The following is an 11,618-nucleotide window of genomic DNA, read 5'->3' as shown; positions in this document are numbered from 1 at the left end:
GAGTCGAAGGCCAGTGTTGAGTTTGTTGGCGAGATCAACGAGCAGCAAAAGCCGGAGTTTTTGTCGGGTGCAAAGGCACTGCTGTTTCCGATCGACTGGTCAGAGCCGTTCGGCCTGGTGATGATCGAGGCTATGGCGTGCGGTACGCCGGTGATCGCGTTCAATCGCGGGTCGGTGCCGGAAGTGATCGACCACGGCGTGACGGGCTTTATTTGCGAGGACGTACAAGGCGCGGTCGGTGCACTCCAACGCCTGGATGAACTTTCGCGCACCGAAATTCGGGCGCAGTTCGAACGTCGCTTTAGCGCAAAGACGATGGCGCTGAACTATGTCGAAAGCTATACCGCGCTGCTGCAAGCCGCCAAGCGGCCGGTATTGCGCCGGGTGGCGATCGGCTGATTCGGGCTGTCTTCTTCAGTCCCCGGGAGACCGGACGCCGCTCGGGAATGTCCGGAATTGCGGAGCTGACTGATTGGAAGTGATGGTTGCATCGCATCTTATCCAACGTGTTATTGCGAAGCACAAAAAATCCGCCCTTTGGGGCGGATTTTTTGTTGTCATTCATGCCAGGATTTTTGCCTCTATTTTCGTCAGAACTATTTGATGCACTAGCCACACTCTTTAAGAGTTCGCCTGACTAATCAGGAAGCGCTCACGATTCTTTCCTGCAATCCATTTCGGCGGTTTGCCGCGGCCGCTCCAGGTGCTACCCGACTTGGGATCCTGATAGATCGGTGGTAGCGGCTCCTTCTTCGGCGGCCGGCCTCGCCGGACAACCGACAGACCCAGGTCCTGGGCAGTAAGCCCATACTCCACGATCTTGCGCCTGATATCCGCCAGTACTGCTTCCAGTTCTGCGCGGCGTGCCTCCTCCGCCTGTTCCTGAAGCTTGGCGATCTGCGCCTTGAGCTCGGTGTATTGCGACATTTCCCAATCCTTTCTAATAGCCCGCGATTATTGAGAAGCGTAACGGCATCGATTAAAAGATGCAACGTTTGAACACGCAATTGCAAAAAGTCTTAATGCAAATGAGAAGAGTCTTGAAACTATAGGGCATTCCTAATAAGAGCTCACTGAGTTCCTTGTGATTTAACAATTGTTGACAACTAGTTCCGGGACTCGGATTACACTGCTTACCCGCCGCCGTGGTCCGAACAAATATCCACGATCACAAGCGCCGGAATTGTTTCGGTTTTTTATATATTTTTAGGACGACGAATCATGCGATTAGGACAGCGCCTCGGCGCAGAAATGTTTGGTACGTTTTGGCTCGTGCTGGGCGGCTGCGGCAGCGCAGTGCTCGCTGCGGGTTACCCTCAACTTGGCATCGGCTTCGCGGGCGTCTCCCTTGCGTTCGGCTTGACTGTTCTCACCATGGCTTACGCCATTGGCCACATTTCGGGTTGCCACTTGAATCCGGCGGTAAGCATCGGATTGACGGTCGCAGGACGCTTTCCGGTTCGCGACCTGGCTCCGTACATTGCGGCCCAAGTGGTGGGTGGCGTGATCGGCGCGTACGTGTTGTCGGTGATCGCCAGCGGTGCACCAGGCTTCGACCTGGTTGCCAGCGGCTTTGCCACCAACGGTTACGGCGATCAATCGCCGGGTCATTACACAATGATCGCAGCGCTCGTATGTGAAGTCGTGATGACGTTCTTTTTCTTGTTCGTCATTTTGGGCGCCACCGACAGTCGCGCGCCAGCCGGCTTTGCGCCAATCGCCATTGGCCTTTGCCTGACGCTGATCCACCTGATCTCGATTCCCGTCACGAATACGTCGGTGAACCCGGCGCGTTCCACGGGTCCGGCATTGTTTGTAGGCGGCGCGGCGGTGGAACAGTTGTGGCTGTTCTGGGTGGCTCCTATCATTGGCGCCATCATTGCGGGCGTGGTTTATCCGTTGCTGACCGGTGCGAAGAACCGGGCGCTTGCTTCAGCGTGAATTGAAAAGTGGTGAAAACCGATGGAAAAACGGGCGCTCGGCGCCCGTTTTTTATTGTGCAATTCGTTTTTATCACGCCGATACGGCAGATCTATATGAATAATCCGCGACAAATGTAATGGCCGCTTACGGCGCCCGAGTGTTTTAAACGTCAATTTACTAATATGACGCAGGCGAATCGCGCGACAAACGATAGCTGACATGGCTTTGGCCGGTATTTACTCCGCAGACGAACCCTGACTCGATCTTTCGCGATACTTTCATCTGCTAACAACTCGTCGATACTCGTAAAACAGCCATTGCGTAGATTGGAGTCATGCGATGCACGTCACCGTCGTCGCCCTAAAAGGAGAACACCATGAAACGCATCGTTACTCATTTGCTGGTTGCCGCCGGTCTTGCCATAGGTGCTGTGGGCGCCGCGCAAGCTCACACCGATCTTTCCATTGGGCTGTCGCTAGGCGCGCCCGGGTACGTGCAATCCGCACCGGTATACGTCCAACCCGCGCCGTACTATCGCGCTCCGCCGCCTGTCTGGGGTCATCGCGACGACCGCTGGGGTGGGCGGGACCGCGGACATGAGAACCGCACCGGCTGGGATCACGGCGGTTACGGTCATGACGGCTGGAATCGCCGCGGATAAGCGGTGCGGGGGGTAGAGGTTTGTTAAGGGTTGTTTGGACGAAGGGAGCGGCTGATCGAGTCGCTCCCTTTTTTTGTACGGGTTGTGGCCTGCCCCCGCGTTTTCGGCGGAGTCGAATTTCCTTACGACCCGAGTTGCTTCCGCGCTTGTAGTCTTCGCCGCTTTGTTCGTCGGCGCTTAGCCAGCACGGGTCGGCGCGGCTAGCTCATCCGTCATGCCGAACAACGCACGCAGTTGATGCGCAACACCAGCCTCGAAGTTGTTGCCAGTCCGCGGGACATTCGGCAAGCGTTTCATCAGCGCCGGATTTGCGTTGTTCATCATGAACGGCCGGCCTGCGGTTTCGAGCAGATCGATGTCGTTCATGTTGTCGCCAAAAGCGACGCAATGCGCAGTGTCAATATCCAGCCGGTCCAGCACGAACTGCAACGCTCGCCCCTTCGAGACGTCAGACGTCATCACTTCGAGACAATCCGGCATCGAATAAGTCACGTAGATTGAATCGCCAAATTCGCGTTCAAGATTTGCCGCGGTCATCTTGAGATCGTCCGGCTCACCGATATACAACACCTTCGCAATGTTCTCGCCGTCGTGCTCACGCAGGTCCATCACGTCGTAGTCAAAGCCCGAATCCTGATGGAACGCCAGCAATTCGGGCGCGTGCCGGTCGATCAGCCAGGCGTCGTCGGCAAAGAGATTCACGATCACGCGCTCGCTTCCCGCCAGATCAGGCTGGGCAAGACGGCGCACCGCCGCGGGAGCGATGTCGCGTGCGTAGATACGCTCGTTGTCCGGCGCGTGAATACGCGCGCCATTCGATGTAATCAGATACGCGTCAATACCGAGCACTTTCCGAATCCCGACCACGTCGCGATAATGCCGCCCCGTCGCGATGATGAAACGCACACCGCGCGCTTCCAGTTCGCGGACCGTTTCGACGGTGAACGGGTCGACCTGATGGTCGCTGTTGAGCAAGGTGCCGTCGAGATCGGTAGCGATAATGGAATACATGGGAAGCACTTTCCTTTAAGCCGTTAGGAACCTCGCATTTTAGCTCTCATGAGCCGGTTTTCGGCTCGCAGCTTGGCGGGCCAGTTGCAGAGCGCCTGCAGCGGAGTCCGCGAGCGGCAGACGCAAGCGGCTACGCAGTTCGTCCGGAACGAACGGACTCAGTGGTACGGCCAGCCCGCCACACAACGCGACCGGCAAGGACTGATCCGGGTCCAGCGCCGACACCATCTTCCCGATCTCACGCCCCGCTTCTTCAAGAAGGCGCGCCGCGAACGGATGGTTTCTGTGTTCGAAAACTGTTGGCGCCAGGGTTGCATACCCCGTCTGGTTCGCCGCGCTCAGCCATACGACGAGGCTGTCTCGGTCAGTTGCGTCCGTACGCGCGAGCAATGCCGCGGACCAGTCGTCGGCGGGTGCCCGCCCGTCCAGCACCTGCTGCAGATGCACGACCGCTCGCAAGCCCAACCATGCCCCGCTTGCCTCGTCACCGCTTGGAAAACCATAACCGCCCGCGATCGCCAGTTGACCGCCTGCATTCAGCGACGCGGCGATACTGCCCGTTCCCAGCGCCACGATCACACCCGGCTCTCCGCCATGTGCGCCGAGCAACGTGGTGAGGGCGTCACTTTCGACGGCGAGCGCGCACCCGTCCGGCGCGGCTGAATGGAACTGCGCGAGCCAGCCCGCGTGATTCACGCCAGCGAGGCCACAACCGAGCGCACATGTGCTCCACTCGAACGGCTGGCCGGCTGTTTCGAACGCGCGCGAACACGCCGCTTCAATAGCATCCCATGCTCGCTCGACCCCGAGCGCCAGGCCTGATGGGCCGCCCGTCGCCCGTGCCAGTTCGATGCCTTCCGTGTCCGCCAGGACGACGCGCGTCCCGCTGCCGCCGCCGTCGACGCCGATCAGGTACTTGTGTGTGTAAGTTGAAGTAGTCATGTCCGCAAGCTTAACGGCACGACCGGCACGCCGCCACTCGGCCGAACGGGCGATGTGCCTGAAACGCCGGAGCGCATCGGGTAACCATCGGGCACCTTGCTATGGGTCAACTGCCGTCGAGACCGGACGATACGCCAGTTCGTTATACGCATGCGCACGGGTGTCGTCGTGTACCGGTCTCGCCGCTTCAGAAATCGTGTATGCGCAGCGAGCCGCCCGAGAATCAGGCCAATCGGCCGACTGTTCTCCCCCTGTCCTTCCGCCTATGCTGGTTGAACGCCAACGATGCACTCCCTGATTCCGACATGACAAACCAGAAGAAAAGCCGCCCAGACGACAACACCGAACCGCACCGTTGCGGCTGGGTGACCACCGAATCACTCGCCCGCTATCACGACGAGGAATGGGGCGTTGCGTCCCATGACGATCGCCATCTGTTCGAAATGCTCGTACTGGAAGGCGCGCAGGCCGGCCTGTCATGGTTGACGATTTTGAACAAGCGCGAAGGTTACCGGGATCTGTTCCACAACTTCGACATCGACCGGGTGGCCGCCTTCAGCGAAGACGACGCGGCCCGGTTGCTGCTCGACGCCCGCATCATCCGTAATCGCGCGAAGATCTCGGCGGCTGTCGCTAATGCCCGCGCCGTGCAGCGCATCCAGGCGGAACACGACTCGCTTGCAAATTTCGTGTGGTCGTTCGTTGGCAATAAGCCCATCGACACCCCGCGCGCAACCTATGCACAAGCCCCCGCATCCAACGAAGTCTCTGACGCCATGAGTCGCGCGCTCAAGAAATACGGCTGCAAGTTTGTCGGAACGACCATCTGCTACGCGTTCATGCAGGCAACCGGCATGGTCAATGACCACGAGGCCGCCTGTTTCTGCCGGTTCCGCGACAGTGCGGTCCTCCCGAAGCGCGAATCGGCCAAGCGTCGAACAAATTAGGCAATTTGCTCGACCGATTTCCGATACGCACATTGCGTTTTCGCAACATTTTTCGCGATTTAAGCCCTCGTCAGGGAAAATCCTGACGATAGCTGTCCCTGCGTGGTGAATCACGCTCTGAAGCCTTTACTACAAAGCCATGAAGACGATCCTGCCCCTGTGCAAGAAGTCAGACATCATGTCAAAATTGCGGCCAACCGCACATAGCGCCACTTTTTTACCGGGAAGAACCGCTATAAATACGTTGTAGGCGGCTTTTTCCGGTGAGCCAGTTGACCCTTGAAACGACTGCCACTTCTTGCTGCTTACCCAGCGTATTCAGACCTCGCGACGATCGCAGCAAAGCAGGCAGGCCGGTGAATGACGCGGTTTTTATGTGGTCGACCGCGCTATGGCGACTGATTCCGCGTCCGATACTGATAACGCTGTTGGATGAACACCCACGAAGCGCCGCAGTTGTCGGCGCAGGGGAGAACCAGAATGAAAAACCTCAATTTTTTAACGCACCAGGAAATCTTCGACCGTGCCGTGCTTCATCTGTTTGGCCAAGGCCAGGCAGCGTTGTTGCCCCACGGCGGCGGTGCATATCGCGGTTATTGCGGCGGTTGTCCTGTCGGCAGCTTCATCAAGGCGCGCGATTACATGACCGCCATGGAAGGCGTGCCCATACGCTACGTCAGCAAAGGGCCGGAAACCGTGCCGGCATACATGGACGTCGGTGTGGCTGCACTGAAGCGCGCGCTCTTGCGCTCCAACATCAACATCTACGATCCGACAACCGTCGAACTGCTCAGTTGCCTGCAAAACGTGCACGACGTGTTCGGCAAGTGGGAATGGCGTGAACGCTTTGCGTCCATTGCCCGGCAGTTCAACTTGTCGGCGGATCGACTTAAGTCAGCAGCCTGAGCGCGGAATTGGGCAGGGTTTTTCGGGGTTGCACGAGGTGATCACGATTCTGAATCGATTCCACCGCACTCACCTACGAACGGACTGCATCTGCGCCGATATTGAACAAACAAATACGCGCGCAAGTCGAGCAACGCAATAGTCAAAGTAACGAGCGATGCAATGTTAACGGCGAGAGACATCTACGAACGCGTGAGCAACCATCTGCTGACGCAACGGGCTGTATCAGAAGATGAAAACGGTTCGTGCCGGCTACGCAGCGGCCATGGCCGCAAGTGCGCTATCGGGTCGCTGATTGCCGACGAGTTGTATCGGCCGGAGATTGAAGGCGTTGGGATCTCGTACTACCGTCATGCGAAGGACGGCTCATTGTTGCGCGTGCTGTATGCGTCGGAAGTTAATGCCTACGATCCGGACATTGTCGAGTTGCTGATTGAACTGGAGGAAGTCCACGACGATTTCAGCGTGGACGAATGGCCTCAGCTTTTGGCGCGCGTGGGCGAACGCCACGCGTTTGTCTAGGCGCGTAGAACCGGTCCCCAGATCCAGTACCGAAGTGCAGTCACAAAAATTCAGTCCCTAAAACCCAGCCGCAAAAGTCCAGCCGTAGAACTCCGCCAACGCGCCCCAAACCATCTGAGCCGCGAGCAGAAGCAGCGCCAGGACGTAAAACCAGCAAATCAAACCTGAAAAAGCAAAGCGGCGATGCAACCCTTGCGGGCGGCATCGCCGCTTTGCTTGCCGCAACCTAAGCAATCAGGCTGCGACCTGCCAAGATTTAGTGAAGCTTCTTGGGCAGCATCTGGCTGCGCAGACGCTTGCGCAGACGGCTGACTGCTGCCGCCTTCTTGCGCTTGCGTGCCGTTGTCGGCTTTTCATACGACTGACGTTCGCGAAGTTCGGCGATCAGGCCGTTCTTTTCGATGGTCCGGCGAAAGCGACGGATCGCAACGTCGAACGGCTCGTTTTCTTTCAAAACAATAGTGGTCATGGAAGTCCTAAATCGCTGATACGTTTTTCTGACTGCGCGGCGAAGCGTACTGCACAAGGCAACGCCGCGCGCCGGCACTCCGATCGTCCACCCAACAACAGCGGACACGAGCAAAGCGGCCACGGAGGCCGGAAAAGAGAGAGGTGGGATTTCACCGCCGATCACGGCATGCGCAGTCTGTCGAAAAACGGAACAGCGCACTTCGGGCCGCCCGGCGTCGCTTAAAAATAGCTGCGCCATCGGGCAAAAATCTCGATTCGGGCGAGATGTTATCAGATCGTCGCCCCGCCGCCAACCCCGCAACACCAGTTTGCGGAGCTTTGGAGAGGCGCAACCCCATGATGATGCGTGCTTTTTGCCGATTTTCAGTCCGGATTGCTGGCTTCGTCGAGGAGTGCAATGTCTTCAGGCGCCAAGCTAATCCGGGTCGCGTGAGCAAGCGTTTCGAGCTGCTTGACCGATGTCGCACTCGCGATCGGCGCCGTGACGCCCGGCCGCGCGATCAGCCACGCCAGCGCAATTGCCGCCGGCTCGGTGTCATGGCGTTCTGACACTTTAACCAGCGCCTTAACAATTCTCAAGCCCCGGTCGTTCAGGTAACCCGACACCTTCGCGCCGCGGGCACTATTCTCGGTATCGGCTTTGGATCGGTATTTTCCGCTCAGGAAACCACTCGCCAGACTGTAATACGTCACCACCGACACCTTGTGCGCCCTGATAACCGGCTCCAGGTCATTCTCATAGCCGGCGCGATCATAGAGGTTGTATTCCGGCTGAAGCACCTGATAACCCGCAATGCCTTCCTTCGCGGATATCTTCAGCGCCTCTTCCAGCCTTTCACCGGTGTAATTCGACGCCCCGATCACGCGCACTTTCCCCGCCGTAATCAGCTTTTGATACGCGCCGAGCGTGTCGATGAGGGGCGTTTTATCGTCGTCCCGATGAGAAAAGTAGACGTCGATGTAATCCGTCTTCAGGCGTTTCAGCGAGTCGTTGACGGCAGCCTCAATATTGGCCGCCGACAACCCCGTCCGCGTGCTCAGCATGCCGACCTTGGTTGCCAGCACGATCTTGTCGCGCTTGCCGCTTTCCTTGAGCCACTTACCGATAATCGTCTCCGACTCGCCGCCTTGGTGGCCGTCGACCCAGGCTGAATAGACGTCGGCGGTATCGATGAAATTAAGTCCGTGGTCGACGAAGGCGTCCAGGATGGAGAACGACGTGCGTTCGTCGGCCGTCCAGCCGAATACATTTCCGCCGAAAACGAGCGGCGCGACTTTGAGTTCTGACGTACCAATAGTGCGGTGCTGCATGGTTGCTCCCGGGCTGTGATAGGCGAACGCCTAAAAAGGATCGAAAAAGAATACCCGTGAATCCTTTTACCCGCAGGCGGCACCCCGACAACCCCCGGCAACTATTCCCCCTACAAATCCTTACCTAAGTCCTCAAGTTTTTCATGGGCCGCTAACCCATGTAGGCGGCCGGCTACCACGCTCGGAACCGCCCAGCAACAGGACCGTGCAGTAGCCATAACAGCCCTTTAAGTTCTTTCAGGAGAAATCCAAATGATCGGTATCAATAGCAATATCAACTCGCTGGTCGCTCAGCAAAACCTGAACACCTCGCAAAGCGCGCTGTCGCAGGCCATCACGCGCCTGTCGTCCGGTAAGCGCATCAACAGCGCGGCAGACGATGCAGCTGGTCTCGCGATCTCGAACCGTATGCAAACGCAGATCAACGGCTTGAACGCAGGCGTTTCGAATGCGAACGACGGCGTTTCGATGATCCAGACGGCATCGAGCGGTCTGGCTCAGATCACGTCGAGCTTGCAAACCATTCGTCAACTGGCCGTGCAGGCATCGAGCGGCTCGCTGTCGGCAAGCGACCAGGCAGCGCTGCAACAAGAAGTAGCCCAGCAAGTTGCTGAAGTGAACCGCGTGGCATCGCAAACAACGTACAACGGCAAGAACGTGCTCGACGGCTCGGCTGGCAACGTCAGCTTCCAGATCGGCGCAAACGTTGGTCAGACGATCGGCCTGAACCTGACGCAAAGCTTGTCGGCAGCATCGCTTGGCGGCGGTATCCCGCAAAAGGGTGCAACCATCGCTTCGATCTCGGGCGTCAGCCTGACGTCGGCGGGCGCTGCAACGACGGGTACGGCTACTCCCGCTATCACGCAGGTCAATGTGCTCGCGGACGGCAACGGCGGCTTCACTTTCACCGACCAGAACAACCAGGCTCTGTCGTCCACTGCTTCGGCGGCACTGTTCGGCACGAACACGACTGGCTCGACCACGTTGCCGTCCCCGCTGACGCTCGTTGGCCAAGGCGCGTTCGCTCCGACGGTTCAGGCAACGGCGCAAGGCACTGCAGCGACCGCGCTGGGTACAATCAGCACCACCAACGGCGCAACCACCAGCGCCACGCATGCCGCCAACAACGCTAGCCTTGGGTCGATTACCGGCGTCAATCTGGCGGCCGACGGTACGGCAGCAGCGGCTGGCACGCCGGCAGCGATTACGTCGATCAATATTCTGGCAGACGGCAACGGTAGCTTTAAGTTCACCGACCAGAACGGCAATGCCTTGAGCGCGGCAGCTTCTTCCTTGTTCACGGTCACGCCGGGTGCGGCCGGAGCAGGTTCGACGATCGCCTTCGCGGCTGGCGGCGCACTGGGCGCAACTGCTCCGACCGGCTACGGCACGGTGAACTCGGTTGCGGGCAACGCCGGCATCGCTACGGCCAACACGCTGAACACGCCGCCGGCAGTATCGGGTGTCAATGTCAGCACGACGGCTGGCGCGAACGCTGCAATGGAATCGATCGACAACGCGCTCGCAACGGTCAACAACATCCAGGCCACCCTGGGTGCTGCTCAAAACCGTTTCACGTCGCTTTCGTCGGCGCAGCAAGCACAGTCGACCGACCTGGCCGGCGCCCAGTCGCAAATCACGGACGCCGACTTCGCACAAGAAACGGCTAACCTGAGCAAGGCGCAAGTGCTGCAACAAGCAGGTATCTCGGTGCTGGCACAAGCCAACTCCAACCCGCAGCAAGTTCTGAAGCTTCTCCAGTAATAGTTTTAGCGGTAACGGCCGGCGCGTCGCACGACGCGCCGGCCGAAAGTTTTACCCGGGGAGGCTTGCCTCCCCTACATGTTTTACAAACGTTTATCATTCAGGCTCGAAAGCAAAACCGACGTACGGAGCATCCTAATGTCGACGATTCCCAGCACTTCCAGCTCAGCCGCGGCCACGGCAGCCGCCACCGCGGCAGCCTCCGCAGCAGCCGAAGCGGCCGCCGCGCAATCCATCATCAGCGGTTCCACCGGTAACTCGTCACTGGATGTCTCGTCGCTGGTCACGAGCCTCGTCAATGCAAAGGTGGCAGGCCAGACCGCCACGCTTTCCGCACAACAGACGAACGACAACACCCAGCTTTCGGCCATCGGCGCGTTGCAGGCGGCGCTGGCTGCATTCCAGGCCGGCATCGCCTCGCTATCCAATGGCACCGCCCTGGGCCAGTTCACCGCGACTGCGGACGGTACCGGACTGACGGCAACCACTGACAGCACCGCGTCAGCCGGCTCCTATTCTGTCTCGGTCACGCAAATTGCCAGCGCGCAAACACTCACGTCGGCTGCGTTCGGCGCCACGACGGCGCTCGGCACCGGCACGATGAATATCTCGGTCGGCGGCAAGTCGATGAGCCTCGACATCACGTCGGCCAACAATACGATTAGCGGCATTGCCAGCGCAATCAACTCGTCGGCAAGCAATCCCGGCGTCACAGCCACGGTTGTCAACGGCACGGACGGCGCGCATTTGGTCCTGCGCTCGTCGGCCACGGGCGCAGCGAACACGATCAATGTTTCAGTGAGCAACGTCTCTGGCAGTACTGGTCTGTCCAGTCTCGCCGTGACGTCCACTCCCGGAACCAGCAGCACGGCCGCGTCGACCATCGCGTCGGCGTCGAGCACGAACGCGTGGACGCAGAGCGCGTCCGCACAAGACGCCGTGTTCTCGATCTTCGGGACAGCCGCGACGAGCGCCAGCAATACGGTGACCACGGCAATCAAGGGTGTCACGCTGAACCTCACTGCTGCCGCAATCGGCACGCCGGCCGGCACGCCGCAGACGCTGACTGTGGCACAGGACACCTCGTCGGCAACCATCGCGATCAACAGCTTCGTCAGCCTCTACAACACGCTCGTCACCACGTACGGTCAGGTGGGCAA

At 59.0% G+C, this 11,618-nt stretch carries 13 protein-coding genes; 8 read left to right on the top strand and 5 right to left on the bottom strand.

What is annotated here, in order from left to right:
- Positions 1 to 399: glycosyltransferase (locus tag JWR14_RS31380; RefSeq protein ID WP_299717170.1), on the top strand; the 399-nt coding region annotated here is incomplete at its 5' end.
- A gap of 222 nt (positions 400 to 621) precedes the next feature.
- Here JWR14_RS31380 and JWR14_RS31375 read toward each other — a convergent pair.
- Positions 622 to 927 carry an H-NS histone family protein gene (locus tag JWR14_RS31375; RefSeq protein WP_299717168.1) on the bottom strand — a complete coding sequence of 102 codons (306 nt, stop codon included), beginning with the start codon at positions 925 to 927 and terminating at the stop codon, positions 622 to 624.
- 294 nt (positions 928 to 1,221) lie between these two features.
- On the opposite strand from JWR14_RS31375, the gene aqpZ reads away from it, so the two are divergent.
- Positions 1,222 to 1,941: an aquaporin Z gene (gene aqpZ / locus JWR14_RS31370; RefSeq protein ID WP_299717166.1), complete on the top strand. Its 720-nt coding sequence runs from the start codon at positions 1,222 to 1,224 to the stop codon at positions 1,939 to 1,941.
- Positions 1,942 to 2,299: 358 nt separating this feature from the next.
- Entirely contained in the window at positions 2,300 to 2,584 is a 285-nt protein-coding gene (locus JWR14_RS31365; protein WP_299717164.1) for a hypothetical protein, read from the top strand.
- 177 nt (positions 2,585 to 2,761) lie between these two features.
- On the opposite strand, the gene JWR14_RS31360 is transcribed toward JWR14_RS31365, so the two are convergent.
- Both JWR14_RS31360 and JWR14_RS31355 read right to left on the bottom strand, forming a co-directional pair.
- On the bottom strand, positions 2,762 to 3,595 hold the full coding sequence (locus JWR14_RS31360) for a Cof-type HAD-IIB family hydrolase (RefSeq protein ID WP_299717162.1): 834 nt from the start codon (positions 3,593 to 3,595) through the stop codon (positions 2,762 to 2,764).
- A gap of 39 nt (positions 3,596 to 3,634) precedes the next feature.
- Complete coding sequence (locus tag JWR14_RS31355; protein ID WP_299717160.1) at positions 3,635 to 4,537, bottom strand: BadF/BadG/BcrA/BcrD ATPase family protein; 903 nt, start codon at positions 4,535 to 4,537, stop codon at positions 3,635 to 3,637.
- 305 nt (positions 4,538 to 4,842) lie between these two features.
- On the opposite strand from JWR14_RS31355, the gene JWR14_RS31350 reads away from it, so the two are divergent.
- The 3 genes from JWR14_RS31350 to JWR14_RS31340 all read left to right on the top strand — a co-directional run bounded on the left by JWR14_RS31350 (position 4,843) and on the right by JWR14_RS31340 (position 6,912).
- Positions 4,843 to 5,484: a DNA-3-methyladenine glycosylase I gene (locus tag JWR14_RS31350; protein ID WP_299717173.1), complete on the top strand. Its 642-nt coding sequence runs from the start codon at positions 4,843 to 4,845 to the stop codon at positions 5,482 to 5,484.
- Positions 5,485 to 5,964: 480 nt separating this feature from the next.
- Positions 5,965 to 6,390, top strand: coding sequence for a hypothetical protein (locus tag JWR14_RS31345; protein WP_299717158.1), 426 nt, complete (start codon positions 5,965 to 5,967; stop codon positions 6,388 to 6,390).
- Between the two features lie 162 nt (positions 6,391 to 6,552).
- The gene (locus tag JWR14_RS31340; protein ID WP_299717156.1) at positions 6,553 to 6,912 is read left to right on the top strand and encodes a hypothetical protein; all 360 of its coding nucleotides are present in this window, start codon (positions 6,553 to 6,555) and stop codon (positions 6,910 to 6,912) included.
- Between the two features lie 256 nt (positions 6,913 to 7,168).
- On the opposite strand, the gene rpsU is transcribed toward JWR14_RS31340, so the two are convergent.
- Both rpsU and JWR14_RS31330 read right to left on the bottom strand, forming a co-directional pair.
- Positions 7,169 to 7,381: a 30S ribosomal protein S21 gene (gene rpsU, locus JWR14_RS31335; protein ID WP_031357080.1), complete on the bottom strand. Its 213-nt coding sequence runs from the start codon at positions 7,379 to 7,381 to the stop codon at positions 7,169 to 7,171.
- A gap of 365 nt (positions 7,382 to 7,746) precedes the next feature.
- Positions 7,747 to 8,694: an aldo/keto reductase gene (locus tag JWR14_RS31330; protein WP_299717154.1), complete on the bottom strand. Its 948-nt coding sequence runs from the start codon at positions 8,692 to 8,694 to the stop codon at positions 7,747 to 7,749.
- A 252-nt stretch (positions 8,695 to 8,946) separates the two neighbouring features.
- Between JWR14_RS31330 and JWR14_RS31325 the strand changes: the two genes are divergently transcribed.
- Together JWR14_RS31325 and fliD are read left to right on the top strand one after the other, a co-directional pair.
- Positions 8,947 to 10,458, top strand: a complete 1,512-nt coding sequence (locus JWR14_RS31325) for a flagellin (protein WP_299717152.1) — start codon at positions 8,947 to 8,949, stop codon at positions 10,456 to 10,458.
- 138 nt (positions 10,459 to 10,596) lie between these two features.
- The coding region (fliD, locus tag JWR14_RS31320; RefSeq protein WP_299717150.1) for a flagellar filament capping protein FliD at positions 10,597 to 11,618 on the top strand (1,022 nt) is incomplete at its 3' end.

The organism is Caballeronia sp., assembly GCF_028292365.1.
In the GTDB taxonomy this organism is placed as follows: domain Bacteria; phylum Pseudomonadota; class Gammaproteobacteria; order Burkholderiales; family Burkholderiaceae; genus Caballeronia.
The sequence above is the reverse complement of the archived record's forward strand: the minus strand, read 5'-3'. Positions and strand labels throughout refer to the sequence as shown.